Genomic DNA, 25,942 nt, shown 5'->3' on the forward strand with positions numbered 1-25,942 from the left:
TGGATGGTGATCGTATGATTTGCAAAGAATGCAGACAGAAAATTTCACTTTACCTGGACAATGAGCTGACTGAAGAAGAAAAGACGGAATTTGAAAATCATATATCGGAATGTGAAGACTGCAGGAATGAGCTTGAAAAGATAAAAAGAATAGTGAATGAGCTGAACAGCATACCTATGGAGGAGTTGCCGGAAGGCTACTGCAAGAAACTCCACATGAAGCTCAAGGAAGTCCAGCCGGCCGAAAAGAAAGCAAAAAGACGCTTTGGTATAAGGCGGATGTCGGCCATAGCTGCGGCACTGATAGTTGTGCTGATGGTTCCTTTTGCACTCAACAGCGGCAGACTGGGGATGCAGAAGAGTGAAATGGCGATGGACAGTGCTCCTGCCGAGTATTCCATGGAAGTGCCTTCTGAAGAACCGAGAGTGCCGGGAATGGACTATGGAGCAACTGACAACAGTATTACAAAAAGTTTTGACGACGGCGACTATTTAGTAACCGAGGAGATGGACGGTGAGGCCTGGACTGATAGCGTCGAAATTGAAGAAAAGGCGACTGTTTCCGGAAATGGTTACAGGGACAGGGAGCTTAAGATAATCAAAAACGGGTATGTTTCCGTTGAAACAGAGGACTACGATCTGTTTGTGTCACAGGTGAAGGGCAAGGTCGGTTTCTACGGCGGGTATATTGAAGCCTTCGAAACATACTCCAACAACTATTACTACTATGACTATGAAAAGGATGAGAATATAAACCTTAAAAACGGATACATGACGGTGAGGGTTCCTCAGGAGGTTTTCGATGATGCATATGGATTTATTACGGAAGAGGGAGACCTGGTCGAGGTAGTAAGCGAAAGAACAAATGAAACTGATTTGACAAAGTCATACTATGATACTGAAAGCAAGGTTGAGAATTTGGAAGCACAGGAAGCAAGACTTCAGGAACTTTTTGCAAAGGCTGAGAACATACCCGAGATAATGCAGATAGAAAACGAGCTTACAAGGGTAAGGAACCAGATAGACGCATACAGGATCAATCTAAGTGATATAGATTACAGGTCTTCCATGTCGACAATACATATTGAAATAAGGGAAGTATATGACAGGAACAAGATAAAACCAGTTGACGAAAATCTATGGGAAAGAGCCAAGGCAAGTTTCACTCAAACCGTAAACAACCTTATCGATGCACTTGAGGGCTTCGTGGTATTCGTATTTGGATTCATTCCACTGCTCGCAGTGTTGCTTGTAGCTATTCTGGTTGTCTACATCATAGCAAGGGCCATAATAAGAAAAACGAAAAAATAAAATGAAAAGGCGGTAATACCGCCTTTTTCCATGCAAAAAACAATGGGGACGGTTATTTTTGTTTTTTGCATGGAAAGTTTCATTAGACAATAAAAAGATAGTTAGTATAAGGTTTATATGTTAAAATTAATGAATACTGTAATGCGGCTAAAAAACAATCATTGCAAAGTAGCTAAAAAACAAAACGGGAGATATATATGGAGAAGAAGAAATTTTTGATATTAGACGGAAACAGCATACTGTTCAGAGCTTTCTATGCTCTGCCTCCATTGAAAAACAAGAAAGGAATATATACAAATGCAGTCTATGGATTTCTGAGCATGATGTACAAGTTGCTGGATGAATACAAGCCTGATTATATTGTCACGGCCTTTGACCCAAAGAAGCCGACCTTCAGACATGAAAAGTACAAGGAATACAAGGCTGGAAGAGCCAAGGCTCCCAATGAGCTTGTTATGCAGTTCGGTCTCATAAGGGATGTGCTTGAACTTCATGGCATCAAGCATCTTGAGATTGAAGGATATGAAGCGGACGATGTTGCGGGAAGCTTGTCCAAGTTTGCAGCAGCTCAGGGTATAGAGGTGTACATGGTCACAAGCGACAGGGACTACCTTCAGCTTGTTGATGATGATGTGTATGTGCTTATAACCAAGAAGGGTGTAACCAACACTGTCAAGTATACCAGGGAGCTAATGGAAGAAGAATATGGAATGACTCCCAAACAGTTCATAGACCTTAAGGCGTTGATGGGAGACAGCTCAGACAATATTCCGGGAGTAAAGGGTGTTGGCGAAAAGACGGGTATGAAACTTATCCACCAGTTTGAAACCCTTGAAGGAATCTATGAAAATATTGGAGAAGTTAAAGGTAAACTGAAGGAAAAGCTGGAATCTGAAAAGATGCAGGCATATATGAGCAGGGATCTTGCAACCATAGTGACAGAAATTCCCATGGAGTGCTCCATGGAAGATTTTCTGTACAAGGAAGTTGACGGAGACGAGCTTATGGAGATGTACAAGGAGTTCGGATTCAGACAGTTCATGAACAGGCTGAAGTCTGAAGACAAGCAATTGTCACTTTTTTCAATGGGAGAAGGGGATAAGGAAGAAGACAGGAAACCGGAATCTAAAAAGGTAGAAGTTGTTGAAATTGACAGCAAGAAGCTCTACGGTGAAATAAACTCGGCCTCACAAATGGCGATAAAGGTCCTATATGACGGAGAAAGAGCACTTTATTCGAAACCTGTAGCCATGGGTGTAATGATTGATGACAAACGGGTCTTTTATATTGAGGATAATATTGAGGAATCCATTGTGTCAATCAAGGAAATTCTGGAGAATCCGTCTGTTGAAAAATTTAGCCACGATATAAAGGATGAAATTATTTTGTTTGACAAGCTTGGTATAAGCCTGGAAGGCGTGAAATTTGACACCATGATTGGCAAGTATCTGCTGGAGCCATCGGAATCGTCATATTCTATAGACAAGCTTGTGTTTGAATATTTGGATCTTGATATAAAAGGTGAAAAGGATTATCTGGGGTCCGGCAAAAATAAAAAGGTCTTTTCGGGTATTGAACCTGAAGACAGAAAGGAATTTTTGTCCAACCAACTGTCCGGCGTATGGAACATAAAGGATAAAATGGAAAAGCAGATAATGGAAGCGGACATGGACAGTCTGTACAATGAAATAGAACTGCCGCTGGTTGAGATAATGGCATCAATGGAGATATTGGGATTCAAGATCAATACGGAAGAGCTCAAAGCCATTGGCGAGAGGCTGGGCAGAAAGATAGAGATACTTGAAGAGATAATCTACGACTTTGCAGATGAGGTTTTCAACATAAATTCACCAAAACAACTGGGAGAAATTCTTTTCGACAAGCTTGGACTTCCTGTAATAAAGAAAACCAAAACCGGATATTCCACAAATGCCGAGGTCCTTGACAAGCTCAAGTTGAAACATCCAATAGTCTTGAAGATACTTGAGTACAGGCAGCTGGCAAAGCTCAAGTCAACATATGTTGATGGACTGTTGAATGTTGTTGACAAGGAGACAGGAAGAGTGCATTCCTCATTCAAACAGACTATAGCAAGTACGGGCAGGATAAGTTCCACAGAACCCAACCTGCAGAACATTCCCGTCAAGACTGAAGAAGGCAGGGAACTGAGGAAGGTGTTTGTACATGAAGTCGGCAGAAAATTGGTTGACGCGGACTACTCCCAGATAGAGTTAAGGGTGCTGGCACACCTGTCAGATGATGAAAACCTGAAATCAGCGTTCATAAACAATGAGGATATCCACAGAAAGACAGCCGCACAGGTGTTCCATGTTGAAGAGGATGAAGTGACATCAATCATGAGAAGCAGAGCAAAGGCTGTAAACTTTGGAATAGTTTATGGAATAAGTGATTATGGTCTAAGCAGGGACCTTGACATACCTCGCAAGGAATCAAAGGAGTATATAGAAAACTATTTGAATTTCTTTGGAGGTGTAAAGGATTACATGGACAACATCGTCAAGCAGGGAAAGAAGGATGGTTATGTTGATACAATCTTCGGAAGAAGGAGATACATACCTGAGCTGAATTCAAGAAATTTCAATATAAGGGCTCTGGGTGAAAGACTTGCCCTCAACACTCCCGTACAAGGAACTGCAGCGGATATAATCAAAAAGGCTATGATAAATGTTTATTTCAGACTTAAGGAAAACAACATGAAGTCCAGGCTTATTCTTCAGATACATGATGAACTCATCATAGAAGCAGTGGAGGAAGAGCTTGAAGATGTTAAGCTTATTCTGAAAAATGAAATGGAAAAGGCTGCAGAGCTAAAGGTGCCCTTGACTGTAGACATGAATATTGGAGATACGTGGTATGATACAAAATAAAAGACTCATAATAATTACCGGCGGAATAGCTACAGGCAAAAGTACTGTATCCAAGACCTTGATGGAGAGAGGATACAAAGTTCTGGATTCGGACAGGATAGTCCATGAACTGTACAACAAGGGTTCGGTCATTCATGGCGAACTTGTTGAAGCGTTCGGCAGTGGAATACTTGATGACAAGGATGAAATCGACAGAAAGAAGCTTGCAAAAATTGTATTCTCTTCAGATGACAACAGAAATAGAATAAATGGGATTGTACACAAGGCTGTTATTGAAGAACTTGAAAGACAAATTAATAAAAGCGGGGATAATTTGATATTCCTTGATATCCCCCTTGCCATTGAGGAACTGGACCATCTCAAGGAATATGGACTTTCCTATGATGAGATATGGCTTGTATATTCCGACAGGGACACGCAGCTTGAAAGACTGCTTAAAAGAGACAACAGGGGAATGGAGGAATCTGTAAAAATCATAGATTCCCAGATGGACATTGAAGAGAAGAAAAAGCATGCAGACAGGATAATCGACAACAGCACCACATTGGCAAATCTTATGAAGAATTTGGACAGTGTATTGGAAAAACAGGGTGTGAAGAATTAAATAAAAAATGCATATCAGTGGAACTTTAGATAACTTTAAATGGTCTATATAATATGATAAGATATCAGTTATTTAAAGTTTTTCTTTGTCAAGAAGAAGAGGATAACGCTGCAAAAATGAATAAAATGATAGCGCGCAAAGAGGAAAAGTATGAAGCAATATAAAAAAGTCATACTGTATTTTATTTTCTATATGATACTTGTTCAGATGTTTCTGCCTGAAATGGTGGATTCATCAATAATATATGACTATAGGATAGAGTATGATCTAATAAAAAACAAACATGAAAACATAAGGATAGCCCTTGAACAGATAGGTCGGGCAATAAGCGAAGAAGAAGTGGACGATTATATAGTCCTGGTAGGAGATTCTGTAATGTACAGTTCTCCAGGCACTCGAACTCAATCAATCGGATACTATATGGAAAAAATCCTTCAAGAGGATGGAAGGAATATAGGTGTTTTCAATCTGTCAATACCTTCGAATCAGATTGGTGATATATATGCAATACTGCTTTTGATGGATGATTATAATATCTCAAGAGATAATGTTGTCATAGATATTTTATATCAGGGGTTTGTAGGAAGAAATCCTTATCCGGCGCCTGTTTTCTGGTTTGCAGACATCCTTGAGGAAAAGGACCTTGAAGCATACAATCATTGTTACGACCTGGAAGTCATGAATGACAAGATTAGTTCAGTTGGTGAAAAAAGAATTGTTGATGAATTGAAAAAGTCAATTTTCAATAAAATGTCCATTATGAAATACAAGGATATAATGAAGGCAGGGTTTGTGAAGAAGTTCAATGGAATCGATCAAAGTCTGTCAAGTGAAGGAGAGTCATGGGAAGAAAAGGATTTTCTTGTAGGTATGCTGGACGAACCTACCATGTACAGAATTTTCAGCACAAAAGAATTTGACATGACAGAGAAGAACTATCAGATATATTTTCTCGAGAAGATAATGAAGCTTCAGGAAGGAAAGAACACCTTGTTCTTTATGCATCCTGCAAACAAGGCACTTCTTGACAAGGTAAAAGAGACACCTGGATATGATGACAATCTTGAACTGGTACAGGAATATTTTGATTCAAGGGACGCTGAATATTATGATATGACAGGATTTATCGAGAATAACAAATATTCAGACCATCTTCATCTCATACCTGAGGGATATAGAATATTGGCTGAAGAATTGGTAGAAATTACATTCTGCTGGTTTAACTAGGAGGTTGACATGCTGTTTCATTCATTTGAGTTTTTAATATTATTAAGCATTACGGTGCTTGTGTATTATATTTTCCCTAAATCAAGGGTTTATGCTTTAGCCTGGGCAAATTTGCTGTTTTATGGTGCATCAGGGTTCAATTATCTGGTATTATTTGGAATAGTGACCTTCATATCATATTTCCTTGCTTTAAAGCTTCATGAAAGCAAAAACAATCTGTACTATTATCTTGGACTTGGATTGAATCTTTTGAATCTATTGTTTTTCAAGTATTCGGGATTTTTGCTTTCCAATTTGACCAGCCTGCTAAACATCGGATTTCAAAACCAGGATGAATTCATTTCAAGGATAATACTTCCTGTTGGCATTTCCTTCTACACATTTCAGATCATTGCATATATGACAGATGTTAAGAGGGATGAAATAGAGCCTGAAAGATCATTTATCAGGTTTTGGGTTTTTATATCGTTTTTTGGCCAGCTCATAGCAGGGCCAATAATGAGGGGATACCAGTTTCTTCCGCAAATAAATGATGTCAAGAGCTGCATCTGGAAGGAATCCAGGCTCAAGTACGGCATCTATTATATAATGATGGGGCTTTCAAAAAAGTTATTGTTTGCAGACTATCTGGCAACTTATGCAAACAGGTTCTTTGACAGTTATATGAATTTTACCATGTTGGACGGATGGATAGCTGCATGGCTTTTTGCATTTCAGATATATTTCGATTTTTCGGCGTACAGTGAAATTGCAGTAGGGGTAGGTCACCTGTTTGATTTGGACCTTGACATCAATTTCAAGTCTCCATATATCAGCAGGAGTCCAAAGGAGTTTTGGAAGAGATGGCATATAACCCTTTCATCCTGGATAAGGGATTATATCTATATACCTCTTGGGGGCAACAAAAATGGATTTGTCATGCAGTGCATGTTTCTCATGACCGCAATGACCTTGTCGGGAATGTGGCACGGTGCGGCATGGACTTTTATTGTTTGGGGAGCATACCACGGACTTCTGGTTATTTTTCACAATATCTATCTGAGATATTTTTCCGATTTTAGAAACAAGCTGAAAGACAAGAAATGGTACAATGCCTTATCCGTATTTGTTTTTTTCAATCTAACAAGCATAGGATGGGTGTTCTTCAGGGCAAAGTCATTCTCACAGGCAATACAAATAATCGGTAAGATGTTTAATGCAGGCAACTTGACGATTACATCATTCCAGGTGAAATACCTTGTGATAGTCGCAGGCCTCTGTCTCATGCATGTGGTTGAATATCTTGTAAGGAAAAATGAGCAAGAAATTGCAGGGAAAATCCAGAAACATGTACCGGTGCCCCTTCGTGCATTGGGATATACGGTTATGGTGCTGGCTCTTTTGGTCATAGCTCAAACGGAACAAAGCACTTTCATTTATTTCCAGTTTTAGAAAATGAAGGGTTTGTAAAATTATTTGAATAAATTGTTAATTTTTACTTTACAAACCTCTCCTTTTCTATTATAATAATCAAGCGGTCGAAAAAAGGACGCAACAATTAAATATGCGGATGTGGTGGAACGGCAGACACGCTGTCTTGAGGGGGCAGTGCCCAATGGGTGTGGGGGTTCAAATCCCCCCGTCCGCACCAAGAAAATTAACGAGCTTAAGAGCTCGTTTTTTGTTGTTCATTTTACGAGGGATATTTAGTTGTTTGAAAAGATATGGAATTGAGATATAATATTATCAACCTGGAGAACGTTTGTTTGAACAAATGTTATGTATATTGGAAATACAATATGTTATAATGAATTATTCAATATTGATTGAAATTGTTTTTTACAACTAAAAATAGAAGGTGGTATTAAAATGAGATTCCCAAGAAAAAGCGGTATTTTGCTCCATATTTCATCCCTGCCGTCAAAATACGGCATTGGAGACATGGGTGATGAGGCACGTGAATTCATAGATTTTCTTCTGAAGTCAAAACAAGGGCTTTGGCAGGTACTTCCCTTGAATCCTGTAGACGAGTATAATTCACCATACAAGTCACCTTCTGTTTTTGCAGGCAACACTATGTTTATAAGTCCGGAGCTTTTGCTTGAGGATGGTTATTTGCTACCTGAGGACCTGCAAAATGTTCCTGAATTTTCAGACAAGAGGGTTGACTTTCCAGGGGTGGGAAAGTTCAAGGAAGCTATTTTTAGAAAAGCCTTTAATAAATTCAAGCATATGATGGATTTTGGAGAAAAAAGTTTGAAGGAAGATTTTGAATATTTCGTTTCATCAAGTGAATTTTGGATAGATGATTTTGCATTGTATGTTTCACTGTCAAAGATGTTAGAAGCCAGGGACTGGACTAGCTGGAGCAGACATCTCACAGGCAGGGAAGAAAACAAATTGAGTGAGTATAGGGATAAACTCAAAGAAGAAATATTCTATGAAAAGTTTCTTCAATATATTTTTCATAAACAGTGGGATGAACTTAAAAAATATGCGAATGAAAGGGGTATAAGAATAATTGGCGATATTCCAATTTATACAGACCTTGAAAGTGCTGATGTATGGTGTCATCAAGAACTTTTTAAACTGGATTCAAAGGGGATTCCCGTCACTGTGGCAGGCGTTCCCCCTGACTATTTCAGTAAAACGGGACAGCTTTGGGAAAATCCCGTATACAGGTGGGATGAAATGGCCAAGGATGGTTATTTTTGGTGGAGAAAGAGGCTGGAGAATACACTGGAAAAGTTTGATATTATAAGACTGGACCATTTCAGAGGATTTGAAGCCTACTGGGAGGTCTCCTACGGAGAGGAAACAGCTATAAACGGCAGCTGGTCAAAGGGCCCGGGTTATGATTTCTTTTCAAGTCTAAAGGACTGTCTAGGTGAAATGCATGTAATAGCAGAAGACCTGGGTCATATAACAGAAGAGGTTCATGAACTTAGAAACAGACTTGGATATCCAGGAATGAAGATACTTCAGTTTGAAAATCTGGATGATTTTGAAGATGATGCTTTTCTTCAAAATATTGATTCCAATACTGTGTTCTATACAGGGACACATGACAATGATACACTTTATGGATGGTATAAGAAGGAATATGGAGAAGCTGAAGAAGGATATGAAGTTGCGTTAAATGAGTGCAGAATCCTTATAGAGAAGCTTTTCAAATGTAGTGCCGACATGGTGGTTATGCCTGTTCAGGATCTGCTTCTTATGGACAGCAGTGAAAGAATGAATCTTCCCGGAACCAAGCACGGAAATTGGGCATGGAGGCTTTCCAGGAGTCAGTTTGAAAATGACCTTGTAAAAGGACAAACTGAAGCTCTTGCTGAAATGACAATTGATTGCAAACGAAATTGATTGGTTTGTTGGAGGTAGCAATGAATTTTATTGGAATAGATCTAGGCGGTACAAATCTCAGGGTTGGAATAATCGATGAAAGAGGCCGTATTCTAGAAAAAAAGACAGCAACAACAGAGGGAGACAAGGGTCCTGAATTTGTAATCAATAAAATCATTGATACGGTACGAAGCCTAGAAGGATTCTCTGATGCTGTCGCGGTTGGAATAGGAGTGCCTGGAGCCGTAGACTACGAGAATGGGCTTATACCATGCTTTACAAATATACCAGGATGGGAGGATGTTAAGCTTAAAACCTTGTTGGAGGAAGCTTTTGGTAAAAAAGTCTATCTGGAAAATGATGCGAATGCCGCAGGTTATAGTGAAGCCATAATAGGGGCGGGGAAAGGATGCAACATTGTCCAATACATGACCATAAGCACTGGCGTGGGAGGAGGACTGATAATAGACGGAAAAGTAATCAGAGGTCAATCGGGAAATGCTTCTGAAATTGCCAAAATTATCCTTCCCTCAAAATATGACTTTGACAAGGTCGGGGATTCAAATCTGGAAAATCTGGCAAGTGGCACTGCAATCGGCCATTTTGGAAGAAAATTAATAGATGGGGTAGATGACGCCTCTGACGTTTTCAGATTGTATGGAGAAGGGCATTTGCTTGCAATGGATATAATAGACCATGCTTTGGAATCATTGGCCAGAGGGATTTCCAACATATCTTTTGTAGTCGAACCGGATATATTTGTACTTGGCGGAGGAGTCATGAATTCATTGAAGCCCTTTCTAGGGGAATTGATGAACAGGGCAAGGACATATATGCCTAAAAGGATGGGGGAAAGGCTGAAAATAGTACCGGGAATATTGGAAGAGCCTGGGATGATTGGAGTTGTGCTGGTTGCAGCTGAGTTAATTAAGAACACGGATTAAGGCAATAAAACAAGAAAGCAGCATAATTCCAGTGCTTCAAGATATTATGCAGTTTTAACTCTCTTAAGCTAAAAAATGAAAGGTGATTTCTATGAAAAAAGACATGCTGAGTGAAATGCAAAAAAACGAGATAATGAAACTTATTATGGGCTATATGGATGAAGAACTTGATGTAGACATGGGAAACATGCAGGCCATGCTTATGCTTGACTTCATACTGAAGGAGATTGGCCCCTACATATACAAGGCTGGAGTGGACGATGCGGCAAGGTTCATTGGAGACAAGCTTGAGGATTTGTATGAACTGACCATTTAGTATGAAGATTTGGCAGACAGAAGGATAAACTAACAATATTTGGAGATGACATGGACAGAAAAATAGGTATATATTCATGGTTTGGGGTAATGCTTACCATGGAGGACAGACTTAGAGAAATTAAAAAGGCAGGTTTTGATTCAACCATGCTGTGGTGGGGAGACGAAGTGGCTTTTTGGGATTTCAACAAGGAAGAACTTGTTGAGAAAGCAGAGGAAATCGGTCTTTTGATCGAAAATATTCATCTGCCATATTATGATATAAACAGTTTGTGGGAAAAGTCCGGCGATGGAGGAAGGCTTGTAAATGATTACAAGGGATGGATCAAGGATTGCAGTGATTATGGGATTGGAGGAGCTGTTATACATCTGGAGCATGATGGATATCATATAGACGGTACGGATCTTGGATTTGAAAGGTTGTATGAGATTATTGATTATGCGGAAAAGATGGGAGTAGACATTGCTGTTGAAAATACACGCAATATTGAAATACTCAGAAAGGTTTTGAACAATTTCAAAAGCAAGCATCTTAAGTTTTGTTACGATTCCTCCCATGACTGGGTGATCTGTGAAAATCCGGGAGATCTTATACTGGAGTTTGGAGACAGGTTAAAGTATCTTCATTTATCCGACAATGACATGAAAAAAGACAGGCATTGGATTCCTGGAACGGGTAAAGTTGATTGGGAGCTTATTGCCGAAAATTTCAGCAAGATAGGATTTGAAGGGAACATTTCCTTCGAGGTTTGTCCTTTTGATTATGAAGGCAAGGCTGAAGCCATACTAGCAAGCACCTATGGCTTTGGTGTGGATTTGAACAACAAAATAAACAGCAAAGGGAGAAACATATGAGTCTGGGAATTGAATGGATAACATTGTATGTCATGTTGGGGATATTGATAATTTTGTCGCTGATTAATATGACAAGAATATCTTCAATGAAAAGAAACCGGAATGATGAAAAGATGATGTCTGATATCAAGATCATTCAGATGGAAAACAATGGGAAAATATTTGAAAAGCTTCAGAGGAATTCAGTTGAAATGACTGAATCTTTCCTACGGTTTCAAAACAATGTATCCAAGAATGTCAATGAGTCAAATCACAGGCTTACAGAAAGCCTCAACAGCAATTTCAATGCATTGAGTTCAAGAATAGAAGGCAACCTTGACAGAATCGGCAGCAAGGTCGATGAAAGGCTAAGTGAGGGATTCGAGAAAACAAACAAGACTTTCAACAGTGTAATAGAAAGGCTTTCCAAGATAGATGAGGCACAGAAGAAAATCGACAGCCTTTCAACAAATATTGTATCCCTGCAGGATGTACTTACAGACAAGAAAAGCCGGGGAACCTTTGGAGAGGTACAGCTGAACAATATTTTAAAATCTGTTTTTGGAGAGAAGAACGAAAAGGTATTCCAGATACAGAGGACTCTTTCCAATTCTGCTATAGCGGATGCAGTGCTCCATCTGCCCGAACCTGTTGGAAGCATTTGCATTGATTCAAAATTTCCTTTGGAAAATTACAGAAGGATGACGGATAAATCGCTAAGTGAAATAGAACGAGCAAGGGCAGGAAAGGAATTCAAGACCAATGTGAAGAAGCACATTGGAGATATAGGGGACAAGTATATAATTGACGGTGAAACTGCAAACCAGGCCATCATGTTTATTCCTGCCGAAGCCATATTTGCGGAGATAAATGCCTATCATGACGACCTCATTGAATATGCAAGGGAAAGAAGGGTATGGATCACATCGCCTACAACCTTGATGTCCGTATTGTCAACTGTACAAGTTGTTCTTAAAAATATTGAAAGAGACAGATATACCGGCATAATACATCAGGAGCTTAAGAAGCTGAGTGAGGAGTTTACCCGATATAAGAAAAGGTGGACTTCATTGTCTCAAAGCATCGACAGGGTAACAAAGGATGTCAGGGACATCAATATCACCTCTGACAAGATTGAAAAAAGATTCAGTCAAATATCGAATGTGGAAATCGAAACCGGTGATGTCGATCTGCCGGGATTGGAAATAAATGTAAAAAACTGATAAAAAACAAGGAGAGAACCATGGCAAAGAAGAAAATTATTTTTGAAAAGGGAATGGAAGCTCCTGATTTTAAGCTTCCAGGAAGCGACGGCAAGGAATATTCTCTTAAGGATATGATGGGAGACAAGGGTGTCGTGCTGTTTTTCTATCCAAAAGACAATACTCCTGGATGTACAGCGGAATCCTGTGAATTCAAGGAGATTTACGATGAAATCAGAAATCTGGGATTTGAAGTCTACGGAATCAGCAAGGACAGCTTGAAGTCCCATGACAAATTTATAGACAAGTATGAACTGCCCTTTGTCCTTTTGAGTGATGAGGAAATAAAGACCCATGAAGACTATCTGGTATGGAAGGAAAAAAACATGTACGGCAAGCTCAAGATGGGTGTTGTGCGATCCACCTTTGTCATCGGCAGCGACGGAAAGATAATCCAGGAGTTCAGGAACATCAAGGCAAAGGGCCATGCCCTCAAGATATACAACTTCATAAAGGATGAAGTGCTGTAATCAGCAAACGACTACAAGACATGCGATTTTCCGCATGTCTTTTATTAATAGGATGTATGTTGCTGCTTAAGGGCTATTTCCTTTATTAATATTAAGATGATTTATGGGTGAGGTCATGAGCGATGCGATTTCTAGAAATCCGATAATAAGGTCGAAAGGGCATTTCAATTAGTTTCCAAAGGGACTGACTCGTGAATAATAATTTAATAATGTTGGAAAACGTTTTAATTCTAGTTGCATAAGATGGAATTTTCGTATAAAATATAATGAAAGTACAAAGTATTCAAAGGAGGAATATCATGAAGAATTACAGCACGGACAAAATAAGAAACATCGCATTAATGGGACATGGAGGGTGTGGAAAGACAACTTTGGTCGAAGCTATGTTGTTTAATTCCCACGTCTTGAAGAGAATGGGTAACATTGACGACAAGAATACTATTTCTGATTTTGACAAAGAAGAAAAAGAAAGAGGATTTTCAATTGGTACAAGCGTAATTCCTGTAGAATTTGACAACACCAAATTAAATATATTAGATACTCCTGGTTACTTTGATTTCGTTGGTGAGGTATATGGAGCATTACGGGTTGCCAGTGGAGCTATAATTTGCGTCGATGCACCTTCCGGTGTTGAAGTTGGAACTGAAAAAGCATGGGAAATTGCAGAGGAAAGAAGTATACCCAAAGTTATTTTCCTTAACCGTATGGATAAGGAAAACGTTAAGTTCGACAAGGTTCTTGCAGAACTTAAGCTTAAGCTTGACAAGAAGGTAGTCCCTTTTGCAGTACCTATTGGTTCAGAACAGAATTTCAGGGGTTATGTGGATATTATCTCCCTTCAGGGACTTCTTTTCAACGGTACTGAATGTGTGGAATGTGATGAAAGTGAAGTGCCTGAGGAAGCAATGGAAAGGGCTAAGGTGTTAAGGTCTTCATTAATGGAGTCGGTTGCGGAAACAGATGAAGAAATGCTTGAGAAGTTCTTTGCCGGTGAAACATTTACAGACGACGAAATAAGAAACGGATTAAAACTTGCAGTAAACAATGGAGAACTGGTTCCTGTAGTTGTGGGAACATCTGCCAAAACAATAGGCGTCAAGGAGCTTATGCATATTTGCGTAGATTATATGCCTTCTGCTGCAGACACTAAGGATTTTATCGTTACCAAGGGGGATGAAGAGATAGCCCTTAAGATTGACAGAGAAAAGCCTTTTGCTGCATTTGTGTTCAAGACAATTGTAGACCCGTATGTTGGAAAGATATCTTTGTTCAAGGTTATGTCGGGAAGTGTCAAGAAGGATGACGAGATATTTAATGTAAACAAGAACGAGACTGAGAAGATAGGAAGTCTCTTCTATATGATGGGTAAAGAACAGATTGAAACATCCGAACTTTTCGCGGGAGATATTGGTGCATCTGCCAAACTGCAGTTTGCCGAAACAGGTGATACTTTCACAGTTAAGAGCAATCCCCTTAAGTTTCCTCCGATAAATTATCCCAAACCATGTCTGTTCCTTTGTGTCGAACCAAAGTCCAAGGATGATGAAGAAAAGATAGGACAGGCTTTAACCAAGCTTACAGCCGAAGACCCTACTTTTATTGTTGAAAGAAACAAGGAAACCAAACAGCTCCTTATAGGCGGACAGGGCAACATGCAGCTGTCTGTGATAACACACAAGATGAAGAATATGTTCAATGTTGAAGTTGAACTTTCAGATCCAAAGATTGCATACAGGGAAACGATTAAAGGCAAGGCTGACGTGCAAGGAAAGCACAAGAAACAGTCGGGTGGAGCAGGACAGTACGGTGATGTTCATATAATCTTTGAACCAAGCGAGGAAGAGTTTGTCTTTGAAGAGAAGATATTTGGTGGCTCCGTTCCAAAGCAGTATATTCCTGCGGTAGAAAAGGGCCTTAGAGACTGTCTGAATAAAGGCGTTTTGGCAGGCTATCCTGTTGTAAATGTCAAGGCTACTCTTTATGACGGTTCATACCACAATGTCGATTCAAGCGAGATGGCATTCAAGATGGCTGCAACCCTTGCGTTCAGAAAGGGTATCAAGGAAGCGAAACCGGTACTTCTTGAGCCTATCATGTCAGTTAAAATCATGATACCAGATGAATACATGGGTGATATAATGGGAGATATGAACAAGAGAAGAGGTAGAATACTTGGAATGGAACCGCAGTCAAATGGAAAGCAGCTGGTTCTTGCGGAAGCACCTCAAGCGGAAATGTTCAAGTATGCCATAGACCTTAAATCAATGACCCAGGCAAGAGGAAGATTTGAGATGGACTTCTTGAGATATGAAGAACTTCCTTCAAATCTTGCCGGCAAGGTTATTGAAGAAGCAGAACATGAAAATGAGCATTAAACAAAATAAATGATTATAACAAAAAGTTGCAGTTTAAAAGGCTGCAGCTTTTTTTTGTTGTGAGATTTCCGCACGCCATAAAATATATTTTGTGACATGACGGCACATGTGTTAAAATTAAAGGTAGAGTTTAAAAAAGGGTGGTAAAAAATGGATTTAACTAAATTGAATGAAAAACAGCATGAAGCCGTTACACATATAGAAGGACCTGCATTGGTAATAGCAGGGGCAGGTTCTGGAAAAACAAGGGTTTTGACAAACAGGATAGCTTATCTTATTGAAGAGAACCATGTTTCTCCAGGCAGAATACTGGCTATAACCTTCACTAACAAGGCAGCAAATGAAATGAAGGAAAGAATTGCAGAACTGATAGACTACGATGTAAGCAGGATGTGGGTTGGTACCTTTCACTCCATTTGTGTTCGAATATTAAGAAGATGCATAGACAGGCTAGGCTACAGCAGCAATTTTATAATATTTGACAGTGAAGAACAGAAGATAGTGGTTAAGGAATGCATTCTTGAGCTTAACCTGGATACGAAGGACTATGATCCCAATTCCATCAGAAGCATAATAAGCAATGAGAAGAACGGCAGAACAAGACCTGATGAATTCATCAAGGAAAACTTTACGGATTTCAGAAAGAGAAACATTGGAGAAATATACAAGTTATATGAGAAGAAGCTTAAAAAAAGCAACGCCCTTGATTTTGACGACCTTCTTGTTAAGACCCTCGATATTCTGGAGCAGGATGAAGAAATAAGAAATGAATACAGGGACAGATTCGAGTACATTCTTGTTGACGAATATCAGGATACAAACAAGGTGCAGTACATGCTTGTAAGGTTACTGGCGAAAAAGAGCGACTCAAGGGAAAATGTATTTGTTGTAGGAGATGAGGACCAGTCCATCTACGGATGGAGGGGTGCGGATATAAACAATATACTCGATTTTGAGAAGGATTTTCCATCGGCAAAGGTAATCAAGCTGGAGAGAAACTACAGGTCAACACAGACCATTCTAGAGGCTGCAAATGCAGTAATAAAGAACAACACCAACAGGATAGGCAAGAATCTCTGGACAGAGGACAATGAAGGGGCAAAGATCCTTATAAACAAATCCTTTGACGAGAAGTCAGAGGCATTGTTCATGGCTGAAAGAATCTATAATGAAAAGAATATTCAGAGTGTGGGATATGATGAAATGGCAATCCTTGTCAGAACAAGGGCGCAGACAAGAGCCATTGAGGAAAGGATGAGACTTGAAGGAATACCTTACAAGATAGTTGGAGGACAGGAATTCTATTCAAGGAAGGAAATCAAGGATTTGATGGGATATTTGAAGCTCGTTCAGAACAACAATGAAAACTACAGCTTCAGAAGGGTAATAAATGTTCCAAAGAGAGGGATTGGAAAGAAGACACTTGAGCTTTTGGACCAGTTTGCCTCTGAGCATGACATGTCGCTGTTTGAAGCGGCAGAGCTAAGTGCACAGATTGGTGTTTCAAAGAAGGCTTCGGAATCTCTGAAGAGATTTACCGACATGATAAATGAAATCTGCGAAAAACAGGGTGGGATGGACCTTGTGGATCTTGTGGAGCATGTATACGAAGATTCGGGATACAAGGATTTCATGGAAGCAAACAGATCTGTAGAAGGCCAGGCAAGGCTTGAAAATATCAACGAATTCTTTTCGGCCGTAAGGGATTTCCAGGATAGAAGTGAAGAAACTGAACTGGAGGATTTTCTTGCCCATATATCTCTTTTGACAGACATCGAAAAAACCGAGGATGGAGAGGGCGAGAGACTTACAATAATGACTGTCCACTCGGCTAAGGGTCTTGAGTTTGATGTCGTTTTCATAGGAGGTCTTGAGGAAAACATGTTTCCAATAGTAAGGGATGGAAATGATGATGATATTGAAGAAGAAAGAAGGCTCTTCTATGTTGCTATAACCAGAGCCAAGAAAAGGCTTTATATGAGTTTTGCACAGGATAGACTCATATATGGGAATTATCACAAGAGGATGATATCCAGATTCATCAATGAGATTCCTGAAGAACTTGTTAATTCCAATAAAAAGAAGATTCAGATGGAAGAGAAAAAGCAGAACAAGTACAACTTGTTTACAGGAGGTTTTACTGCTCCGGCTAAAAAAACGGTACCATCAACTCCGGCATCATCTTCGACAGATTCTGCAGCGGCTTCATCATCTCAGCAAAGCTTTACAAGCAATGAAAACAAGCTGTTCAAGTCCGGTGACAAGATTCAGCATAAGAAGTGGGGAACAGGTACTATTGTACAGGTGAAAGGCGATGAAATCACTGCAGCCTTCGACAACATGGGTGTGAAGACAATGATGATGCCCTATGCACCAATAAAGAAAATCTAGCAAGAGGCAGGAAATAAAGCGATGAATAAATTGGAAAGAATGAAGGAACTTGTAGATAGACTCAATGATTATGCAATGCATTACTACACCTATGACAGCCCAAAGGTCAGCGACAGGGAGTATGATGCTCTATATGATGAATTGGTTGCGTTGGAAGGCGAAACGGGAAGAATACTTGAATATTCACCAACCCAGAGGGTTGGAGACAGCATTCTTGATAAATTTCAAAAGCACACTCACCTGGGCAAGCTGTGGTCACTTGACAAGGCTCAAAGCTATGAAGAATTGAAAAGCTGGGACACGAGAATAAGAAGAATCCTTAAGGACTCTTCTTATTTTGAGGATAGGGGGTCCAATGACCTTGAATACTTCCTTGAATTCAAATTTGACGGCTTGACGGTTAATCTTACTTATGAAAACGGCATACTGACCCAGGGAGCATCGCGAGGCAATGGAAGCACTGGAGAGGGTATATTCCATCAGATCAAGACAATAAAGACAATTCCTCTCAAAATCCCTTATGAGGGAAGGATGGAAATACAAGGAGAGGGTCTTATGTCGTTGAGTGCCCTTGAGAGATTCAACGCAACCCATGACGAGCAACTTAAGAATGCAAGAAATGCAGCGGCTGGAGCTTTGAGAAACCTGGACCCGAGAGTTACTAAGGAAAGAAACCTGTCTGCCTACTTTTACAATGTAGGATATATCGAGGGTAAAGATTTCTCCAGTCATGAAGAAATGATAGGATTTATCAGAGAACAGAACCTGCCGGTATTCGGTTACCTCAAGAAATTCAATTCCATTGACGAGGTCATTGGGGAAATTGAAGAGGTTAAGGAAACGAGAAAGGATCTTGATCTGCTGACTGACGGTATGGTAATAAAGATCAACGATTACAGCGCCAGGGAAATACTCGGATATACTCAGAAGTTTCCGAGATGGGCTGTAGCTTTCAAGTTTGAGGCTGAAGAGGTAACAACAGTACTGAAGGAAATAATATGGAATGTTGGAAGAACCGGCAAGGTAACCCCTACTGCAATTCTTGAACCTGTTGATATTGGCGGAGCTACCGTACAGCGCGCAACCCTGAACAATATGGACGACATCAGCAGGAAGAAGGTAAGGCTGGGGTCCAAGGTATGGTTGAGAAGGTCAAATGATGTAATACCGGAGATCCTGGGAGCAGTTGATGAAGAACAGGGAGGCACTTCAGAGATAGAAATGCCTGGATGTTGTCCGTATTGCGGAACAGAACTCATAAGGGATGGTGTTCATTATTTTTGCATGAACAAGCTTTCCTGCAAACCTCAGTTGATTGCATCAATAGTGCATTATGGAAGCAGGGATGCAATGAACATTGAAGGCTTCAGTGAGAAAACAGCAAGCCAGCTTTTTGAAGAGCTGGACCTTAAAAGCATTTCAGATCTTTATGACCTTGAAATGGAGTCTCTTGTCGGCCTAGAAAGATTTGGACAGAAGAAGGCGGAAAATCTCCTTAATGCCATTGAATCAAGCAAGAACTGCAATCTGAAGAATTTCATATACGCTCTTGGAATACCAAATGTAGGTATTAAAACTGCTACGGACCTGGCGGAGAAATATGGAAGCCTGGAAAAACTGATGGAGGCTACACACGAAGAATTAATAAATATTCAAGACATAGGAGATGTTGTGGCGGAAGAAATAATAGCCTTTTTCGGTGACGAAAAAATATTGAAAAGCATAAGGAAACTTCTTGAAAAAGGCGTTAATCCGGTCCATGAAAGTGTGAAAAAAAGGGAAGGGTTTTTCAATGAAAAGACGGTGGTCATAACGGGAACCTTTGGAATCAACAGGAAGGATTTGAAGAAGATGATAGAGGAGCAGGGGGGTAAAGTGACTGGAAGTGTCAGCAAGAAGACGGATTTTGTTGTTGTGGGTGAAAACCCGGGATCGAAATATACAAAGGCGCAAAGTCTAGGCATAACAACACTTGGCGAGGCGGAAGCTCTTGAATATCTGAAAAGTTAATTTTTGGACATTCATTATTACGTTTAGTTAACAAATGTTAACATTTTGTTAATTGCAAACCTTAACTTAATAAAGTATAGTTTAGATACGGGATATTTTATTTAATTTTATTCATGAATTATAATAATATTCCGTATATTAAAGTAATTTCATAATTAGAGATATACTAATATTTGGCACAATGTGTTTATTTTAATTATTTATTGATACATATTGTGTCAAAATGTTTTTAGGACAATTATGAGCTTACTTAAACAAATTAACCCAAAAATTATTGGAGGTGTGGAATTTGCTAAAGTATACTTTAAAAAGATTTTTTATAGCAATATTAACATTGTGGGTTATTATCACTATTACGTTTTTCCTAATGCATGCTATACCTGGAGATCCGTTTACAGGTAACAAGAAAATTCCTCCGGAAATTCTTGAAAACATGATGGCCAAGTATGGTCTCGATGAGCCTCTTATTGTGCAGTATGGCAAATATCTTATGAATTTGCTCAAGGGGAATCTTGGCGACTCTATGTTCTACAGGGCAAGATCCGTAAACACAATATTGGCTGAATCCTTTAGCGTATCAGGGAAATTGGGAGGAATGGCTATTACGGTAGGAGCTACTCTGGGAGTTTTCTTCGGTATAGTTGCAGCATTGAACAGAAATAAATTCTTTGACTATTTTGTTATAGTACTGGCGGTTCTGGGAGTGTCTGTACCCAGTTATGTATTTGCATCCCTGTTCCAGTATGTATTCGCATCCAAGCTGGGATGGTTCCCGGTAGCCAGGTGGGGTACCTGGCAGCAGGCGGTACTGCCTGTCATGGCTTTAGGCTTCGGTTATATTGCATACATAGCAAGAATGATGAGAACAAGCATGCTGGATGTGATTAACCAGGACTATGTTAGAACTGCAAAGGCAAAAGGGCTCTCCAGACAGCAGGTATTGTGGAAGCATACAATAAGAAATGCCATACTTCCAATTATTACAATACTTGGTGTTGCAGTTGCAGGTATCCTTGTAGGATCCCTTGTAATTGAAAACATCTTTGGTATCCCCGGACTGGGCAAGCATTTTGTATTGAGTATAAAACAGAATGACTATTATTTGATAATGGGTACAACCATATTCTATGCAGCGATACTGATTTTGATGATGTTCATAATCGATATATTGTACGGTGTGGTTGATCCGAGAATCAGACTGGACTAAGGGGGTATTCATATGAGTAATGTTGAATTTACAAAAAAAGATTTTGAAATAGTCGGGAAAAATATAGACGAATCGGAAAAAATTGTAAGAAAAAGTCTTACATACTGGCAGGATGCATGGAGAAGGCTTAAGGAAAACAAATTGGCTGTTCTTGGTTTGATTATCATTTTAACGGTTTTGCTGATGTCCATCTTTGTGCCAATTTTTACAAAGTATGCCTATGATTTTCAGGATTATAATGCCATAAGCCAGTCGCCTTCATCAGAACATATTTTTGGTACCGACAATCTTGGAAGGGACCTGTTCTCCAGGTGCTGGTCTGGAGCAAGAACATCCCTTATGGTTGCCGGAATTGCAACTATAATAAATGTAACCATAGGCGTCATATACGGTGCCGTTTCAGGTTATGCAGGAGGCAAGGTCGACCTTATTATGATGAGGATAATCGAAATTGTATATTCCATACCACAGTTGCTGTGGGTTATCCTTCTGATTGTTGTAATGAAGCCGGGAATCAAGCCTATCATAATAGCCATATCAATAACTGGATGGGGAGGAATGGCCCGTGTAGTAAGGGGGCAGGTTCTTCAGCTTAAGCAGATGGAATTCGTTTTGGCAGCAAAAACTCTTGGTGCCGACACGGGTAGACTTATCCTTAGACATCTTATTCCTAATACAATGGGACCAATAATCATCAATCTAACCTTCCAGGTGCCAAGTGCGGTTTTCACTGAAGCATTCCTGTCATATCTGGGACTTGGAATACCTGCACCGGCCGCAAGTTGGGGTTCACTGGCTCAATCGGGAACGACCATGCTTCTGATACATCCATACATGCTGTTCTTCCCTGCGGCTCTGATCTGTATATTCATGCTGGCATTCAACCTTCTTGGTGACGGCTTGAGAGATGCACTGGACCCAAGACTTAGAAATTAGGAGGAAATAAGATGAGTGAAATAAAAAAAGACAACGACATTTTGCTGCATGTGAAAAACCTCCATGTTGCATTTGATACATATGCTGGTGAAGTCAAGGCTGTCAGAGGTGTTGACTATGAACTTAAAAAAGGAGAAACGCTGGCTATAGTTGGAGAGTCCGGATGCGGGAAATCAGTATCGGCTCAGACTATTATGCAGTTGATCCCAATGCCTCCCGGAAAAATCAAGGAAGGCGAAATAATCTTTGAAGGTAAGAATCTTCTTGACTATTCTGACAAGGAGATGGAAAAAATAAGGGGAAAGGACATATCCATGATATTCCAGGACCCAATGACTTCCCTTAACCCTACTATGAAGGTAGGAAAGCAGATAATGGAGGTTCTTATCAAGCATCAGAATATGACGAAGTCGGAAGCTCATGACAGGGCCGTTGAAATGCTCAAACTTGTTGGCCTTCCGAATCCTGAAAAGAGAGCCAAGCAGTTTCCACACGAATATTCAGGCGGAATGAGGCAGAGGGCCATGATAGCAATTGCACTGGCATGCAACCCAAAACTTCTCATAGCGGATGAGCCTACAACTGCACTTGATGTAACAATACAGGCTCAGATAATGGACCTTATGCAGGAACTTCAGGACAAGCTGAATACAGCAATAATACTTATAACCCATGATCTTGGAGTTGTTGCGGATTCGGCCAAAAAGATTGCAGTCATGTATGCAGGAATAATCATAGAATACGGTGAAACAAATGATATATTTTACAATGCCCAGCATCCATATACATGGGGACTGCTTCAGTCCGTGCCTAGGCTTGATGTTGAAACCGAAGTGAGACTGGTACCCATAGACGGTACTCCTCCGGACCTTATTGCACCACCGAAGGGATGTCCATTTGCGGCAAGATGCGATTATGCAATGCCCGTGTGCAAGGAATCCATGCCCGAGGTATCGGATGTATCCGACAATCACTATGTAAGATGCTGGTTGAAGCACGATATGGCACCGGAAGTTGTAAATCCTGTAACGGGAAGGAGGGATTAATCATGGCAGAAGATAAAACGTTGATAAGCGTCAGAAATCTGAAAAAATATTTTAAAGTAGGAAGAGGACAGATTCTCAAGGCTGTCGATGATGTATCCTTCGATATCAAGGTTGGAGAAACCCTTGGCCTCGTTGGAGAGTCGGGATGTGGGAAGTCCACAACCGGAAGGACTATAATAAGACTCTACGAGCCCACAGGTGGAGATGTGATCTTTGACGATATAAATGTGAGCAAGCTGAACAAGGCTGAACAGAAAAAGTTCACAAGAGAAGCTCAAATGATATTCCAGGACCCATATGCTTCCCTGAATCCAAGGATGACTGTTACAGACATAATAGGTGAGGGTATAGACATACACAATCTATATACCGGAATGGAAAGACAGAAGAGGATATATGAACTGCTGGAACTGGTTGGTCTCAGCAGGGAACATGCAAATAGATTTCCACACGAATTCAGCGGAGGTCAGAGACAGAGAATAGGTATTGCCAGAGCCCTTGCTATAGAACCCAAGTTTATAGTTTGTGACGAGCCCATATCGGCACTTGATGTCTCCATACAGGCTCAGGTGGTAAACCTTCTTCAGGATCTCCAAAAGGAGCTTGGTCTGACATACCTCTTCATAGCCCACGACCTGAGCATGGTAAAGCATATTTCAGACAGGGTGGCGGTAATGTATCTTGGATCCATAGTAGAGCTTACCACTTCGAACGAAATATACAACGAGCCTCTTCATCCATATACAAAGGCATTGATGTCAGCGGTTCCTATTCCGGATCCGGAGGTATCGAAGGCAAAGCATAGAATACTTCTGGAAGGGGACGTGCCAAGTCCCATAAATATTCCGCCTGGATGTAAATTCCAGGGAAGATGTCCTTTGTGCCAGGAGATTTGCAAAATGGAGGAACCTGAGTTGAGAGAGGTTAAACCGGGTCATTTTGTAGCCTGTCATTTAGTGAAGTGACTTTAATTGTTAAATTTTCTTAATTTGCAAAGATGGTTGTACAGTAATATAATTTTTATAGGCGTTTTTAACCGGCAAATCCAACAAGCCGGCTAAAATAGGACGAAAGTCCAAAAAAATCAAGGGGGAACACTCAAGATGAAGAAAAGATTATTAGCACTTTTACTGGTTCTTGCAATGGTATTCACTTTGGCACTTACAGGATGCAGCCAGCCTGCAGAAGACACTGAAGAGCCGGGAACTGAAGAGCCAGGAACAGAGGAACCGGGAGAAGAACCATCAGAAGAACCAGTAGCGGAAGTTCAAGAAATGACTTTCAACTGGACTCAGGAACCACCAGACATGGACCCACAGACTAGTACCGACCAAGTATCGTTCTGGTTATTGAATGCTACTCTTGAAGGTATGGTAAGACTCAATCCTGATGGATCTGTAGGCGAAGGACTAGCAGAGTCATACGATATCAGCGAAGACGGAACAGTTTATACTTTCCACATTAGAGATGCCAAATGGTCTGACGGATCTGCAATCACTGCACAGGATTTTGAAGCAGCATGGATAAGAGCAATCGATCCTGCTACAGCTTCAGAGTATTCTTATCAGTTCTATCACATAGCTGGTGCCGAAGAATTCAATACCGGAGCCACAACTGATCCTGCTACAGTAGGAATCAAGGCACTGGACGAGAAGACTCTTGAAGTTACACTTCTTAGACCTACACCTTTCTTCCTAAGTCTTACATCATTCATCACTTACCTTCCTGCACAGAAAGCTGCAGTTGAAGAACTGGGAGATGCATATGGTACTGAGGCGGACAAAATGGTATACAGCGGACCTTTTGCTGTAGACGAGTGGATTCACGAAGACAGCCTTACACTTGTTAAGAATGAAATGTACTGGGATGCAGATACAGTTAAGCTTGACAAGATTACTGGTTACATGATCACTGAAAACAATACAAAGATTCAAATGTATGACAATGATGAGCTTGACAAGGTTGACGTACCTGCGGAATTCCTTGAGAAGTACATCGACAGTCCTGAATACCAGTCAATTGCAGAAGCAACTACTTGGTATCTTCAGTACAATGTCAAGGACAAGTATTTCTCAAACTACAAGATGAGACTTGCTTTTGCTCTTGCTACAGATGCTGAAACTTATGTAAATGTTGTAAGAAAAGGACTTGGAATGGTTGCAGAAGGACATACACCTCCATCACTTGCAGGTAAGGGTCATTCATTTGCAGAAGATAGAACTTCAGTACTTCCTGGATACGATCCAGAAGAAGCAGCAAGACTATTCGAAGAAGCTTTGGCTGAAATCGGAGCAACCAAGGAAGAGTTTGCTGCTGACGTAACGATAGTTGCAGGTGAAGGAGATACTTGGAGCAATATCGCTCAGTTCTTCCAGAGCCAGTGGAAACAAAATCTTGGTGTTGAACTTGCAATTGAGCAAATGTCATTTGCAATGAGACTGGAAAGATACAATACTGGAACTTACCAGATCACTTATGCAGGATGGGGCGGAGACTACAATGATCCTCTTACATTCATGGATATGTGGGTAACTGACGGTGGAAACAACGATGCTTACTGGAGCAATGCAGAGTACGATGCATATATCAAGACAGCAATCGAAGGACAGGGAGACGAAAGAATCGACGCTATGGTTGCAGCAGAAGCTATTATAGCTGACGAGCTTCCAATCTACCCGCTTTACCATCCGAACAAGAACATTTTGGTTAAGCCATATGTTAAAGGTCTTGGAATATATCCAGTTGGACCAGACTATGATTTCAAATGGACATATATAGAAAAATAAGATTTGAGAATCA

At 40.3% G+C, this 25,942-nt stretch carries 19 protein-coding genes and 1 tRNA gene; all 20 read left to right on the top strand.

Going from position 1 to position 25,942, the window contains the following annotated elements; genetic code table 11:
* Positions 1 to 14: 14 nt before the first annotated feature.
* Positions 15 to 1,310: a DUF4349 domain-containing protein gene (locus BUB05_RS07660; RefSeq protein WP_073049008.1), complete on the top strand. Its 1,296-nt coding sequence runs from the start codon at positions 15 to 17 to the stop codon at positions 1,308 to 1,310.
* Positions 1,311 to 1,507: 197 nt separating this feature from the next.
* Positions 1,508 to 4,198: a DNA polymerase I gene (polA, locus tag BUB05_RS07665; RefSeq protein WP_073049009.1), complete on the top strand. Its 2,691-nt coding sequence runs from the start codon at positions 1,508 to 1,510 to the stop codon at positions 4,196 to 4,198.
* Positions 4,185 to 4,802: a dephospho-CoA kinase gene (gene coaE, locus BUB05_RS07670; protein ID WP_073049010.1), complete on the top strand. Its 618-nt coding sequence runs from the start codon at positions 4,185 to 4,187 to the stop codon at positions 4,800 to 4,802. The genes polA and coaE overlap by 14 nt, the downstream gene beginning before the upstream one ends.
* A 150-nt stretch (positions 4,803 to 4,952) precedes the next feature.
* Positions 4,953 to 6,029, top strand: a complete 1,077-nt coding sequence (locus BUB05_RS07675) for a hypothetical protein (protein ID WP_073049011.1) — start codon at positions 4,953 to 4,955, stop codon at positions 6,027 to 6,029.
* A gap of 9 nt (positions 6,030 to 6,038) precedes the next feature.
* Positions 6,039 to 7,460, top strand: coding sequence for an MBOAT family O-acyltransferase (locus BUB05_RS07680; protein ID WP_073049012.1), 1,422 nt, complete (start codon positions 6,039 to 6,041; stop codon positions 7,458 to 7,460).
* 114 nt (positions 7,461 to 7,574) lie between these two features.
* Positions 7,575 to 7,659: transfer RNA gene (locus tag BUB05_RS07685), tRNA-Leu, on the top strand.
* 218 nt (positions 7,660 to 7,877) lie between these two features.
* Entirely contained in the window at positions 7,878 to 9,374 is a 1,497-nt protein-coding gene (gene malQ / locus BUB05_RS07690) for a 4-alpha-glucanotransferase (protein WP_073049013.1), read from the top strand.
* Positions 9,375 to 9,394: 20 nt separating this feature from the next.
* Positions 9,395 to 10,297 carry an ROK family protein gene (locus BUB05_RS07695; RefSeq protein ID WP_073049014.1) on the top strand — a complete coding sequence of 301 codons (903 nt, stop codon included), beginning with the start codon at positions 9,395 to 9,397 and terminating at the stop codon, positions 10,295 to 10,297.
* Between the two features lie 91 nt (positions 10,298 to 10,388).
* Complete coding sequence (locus BUB05_RS07700) at positions 10,389 to 10,613, top strand: DUF2164 family protein (protein ID WP_073049015.1); 225 nt, start codon at positions 10,389 to 10,391, stop codon at positions 10,611 to 10,613.
* A gap of 50 nt (positions 10,614 to 10,663) precedes the next feature.
* Entirely contained in the window at positions 10,664 to 11,467 is an 804-nt protein-coding gene (locus tag BUB05_RS07705) for a sugar phosphate isomerase/epimerase family protein (protein ID WP_073049016.1), read from the top strand.
* Positions 11,464 to 12,669, top strand: coding sequence for a DNA recombination protein RmuC (locus BUB05_RS07710; protein ID WP_073049017.1), 1,206 nt, complete (start codon positions 11,464 to 11,466; stop codon positions 12,667 to 12,669). Before BUB05_RS07705 ends, BUB05_RS07710 begins: the two co-directional genes overlap by 4 nt.
* Positions 12,670 to 12,689: 20 nt before the next feature.
* Positions 12,690 to 13,178: a peroxiredoxin gene (locus BUB05_RS07715; protein WP_073049018.1), complete on the top strand. Its 489-nt coding sequence runs from the start codon at positions 12,690 to 12,692 to the stop codon at positions 13,176 to 13,178.
* A gap of 299 nt (positions 13,179 to 13,477) precedes the next feature.
* Positions 13,478 to 15,553, top strand: coding sequence for an elongation factor G (gene fusA, locus BUB05_RS07720; protein WP_073049019.1), 2,076 nt, complete (start codon positions 13,478 to 13,480; stop codon positions 15,551 to 15,553).
* Positions 15,554 to 15,703: 150 nt separating this feature from the next.
* A complete protein-coding gene (locus BUB05_RS07725; protein ID WP_073049020.1) occupies positions 15,704 to 17,944 on the top strand; it encodes an ATP-dependent helicase in 2,241 nt (746 codons plus the stop codon).
* Positions 17,945 to 17,965: 21 nt separating this feature from the next.
* Positions 17,966 to 19,954: an NAD-dependent DNA ligase LigA gene (gene ligA, locus BUB05_RS07730; RefSeq protein ID WP_073049021.1), complete on the top strand. Its 1,989-nt coding sequence runs from the start codon at positions 17,966 to 17,968 to the stop codon at positions 19,952 to 19,954.
* Between the two features lie 289 nt (positions 19,955 to 20,243).
* Entirely contained in the window at positions 20,244 to 21,161 is a 918-nt protein-coding gene (locus tag BUB05_RS07735; protein WP_073049022.1) for an ABC transporter permease, read from the top strand.
* 12 nt (positions 21,162 to 21,173) lie between these two features.
* On the top strand, positions 21,174 to 22,097 hold the full coding sequence (locus BUB05_RS07740) for an ABC transporter permease (RefSeq protein WP_073049023.1): 924 nt from the start codon (positions 21,174 to 21,176) through the stop codon (positions 22,095 to 22,097).
* Between the two features lie 11 nt (positions 22,098 to 22,108).
* Positions 22,109 to 23,143, top strand: coding sequence for an ABC transporter ATP-binding protein (locus BUB05_RS07745; RefSeq protein ID WP_073049024.1), 1,035 nt, complete (start codon positions 22,109 to 22,111; stop codon positions 23,141 to 23,143).
* A gap of 2 nt (positions 23,144 to 23,145) precedes the next feature.
* Positions 23,146 to 24,108 (top strand): ABC transporter ATP-binding protein, encoded by a 963-nt coding sequence (locus tag BUB05_RS07750; protein ID WP_073049025.1) that lies wholly within the window; start codon positions 23,146 to 23,148, stop codon positions 24,106 to 24,108.
* A 138-nt stretch (positions 24,109 to 24,246) separates the two neighbouring features.
* Positions 24,247 to 25,929 (top strand): peptide ABC transporter substrate-binding protein, encoded by a 1,683-nt coding sequence (locus BUB05_RS07755; RefSeq protein ID WP_073049026.1) that lies wholly within the window; start codon positions 24,247 to 24,249, stop codon positions 25,927 to 25,929.
* The last annotated feature ends 13 nt before the right edge of the window (positions 25,930 to 25,942 follow it).

It is taken from the genome of Dethiosulfatibacter aminovorans DSM 17477, from assembly GCF_900142005.1.
GTDB lineage: Bacteria > Bacillota > Clostridia > Tissierellales > Dethiosulfatibacteraceae > Dethiosulfatibacter > Dethiosulfatibacter aminovorans.

Bases quoted from the DNA above. Each gene is read 5' to 3' on its own strand.
- BUB05_RS07750 (WP_073049025.1), top strand. From the start codon at position 23,146: ATGGCAGAAGATAAAACGTTGATAAGCGTCAGAAATCTGAAAAAATAT.
- BUB05_RS07700 (WP_073049015.1), top strand. From the start codon at position 10,389: ATGAAAAAAGACATGCTGAGTGAAATGCAAAAAAACGAGATAATGAAA.
- polA (WP_073049009.1), top strand. From the start codon at position 1,508: ATGGAGAAGAAGAAATTTTTGATATTAGACGGAAACAGCATACTGTTC.
- BUB05_RS07755 (WP_073049026.1), top strand. From the start codon at position 24,247: ATGAAGAAAAGATTATTAGCACTTTTACTGGTTCTTGCAATGGTATTC.
- coaE (WP_073049010.1), top strand. From the start codon at position 4,185: ATGATACAAAATAAAAGACTCATAATAATTACCGGCGGAATAGCTACA.
- BUB05_RS07660 (WP_073049008.1), top strand. From the start codon at position 15: ATGATTTGCAAAGAATGCAGACAGAAAATTTCACTTTACCTGGACAAT.
- BUB05_RS07715 (WP_073049018.1), top strand. From the start codon at position 12,690: ATGGCAAAGAAGAAAATTATTTTTGAAAAGGGAATGGAAGCTCCTGAT.
- BUB05_RS07680 (WP_073049012.1), top strand. From the start codon at position 6,039: ATGCTGTTTCATTCATTTGAGTTTTTAATATTATTAAGCATTACGGTG.
- BUB05_RS07695 (WP_073049014.1), top strand. From the start codon at position 9,395: ATGAATTTTATTGGAATAGATCTAGGCGGTACAAATCTCAGGGTTGGA.
- BUB05_RS07710 (WP_073049017.1), top strand. From the start codon at position 11,464: ATGAGTCTGGGAATTGAATGGATAACATTGTATGTCATGTTGGGGATA.
- ligA (WP_073049021.1), top strand. From the start codon at position 17,966: ATGAATAAATTGGAAAGAATGAAGGAACTTGTAGATAGACTCAATGAT.
- malQ (WP_073049013.1), top strand. From the start codon at position 7,878: ATGAGATTCCCAAGAAAAAGCGGTATTTTGCTCCATATTTCATCCCTG.
- BUB05_RS07745 (WP_073049024.1), top strand. From the start codon at position 22,109: ATGAGTGAAATAAAAAAAGACAACGACATTTTGCTGCATGTGAAAAAC.
- BUB05_RS07675 (WP_073049011.1), top strand. From the start codon at position 4,953: ATGAAGCAATATAAAAAAGTCATACTGTATTTTATTTTCTATATGATA.
- BUB05_RS07740 (WP_073049023.1), top strand. From the start codon at position 21,174: ATGAGTAATGTTGAATTTACAAAAAAAGATTTTGAAATAGTCGGGAAA.
- BUB05_RS07705 (WP_073049016.1), top strand. From the start codon at position 10,664: ATGGACAGAAAAATAGGTATATATTCATGGTTTGGGGTAATGCTTACC.
- BUB05_RS07725 (WP_073049020.1), top strand. From the start codon at position 15,704: ATGGATTTAACTAAATTGAATGAAAAACAGCATGAAGCCGTTACACAT.
- fusA (WP_073049019.1), top strand. From the start codon at position 13,478: ATGAAGAATTACAGCACGGACAAAATAAGAAACATCGCATTAATGGGA.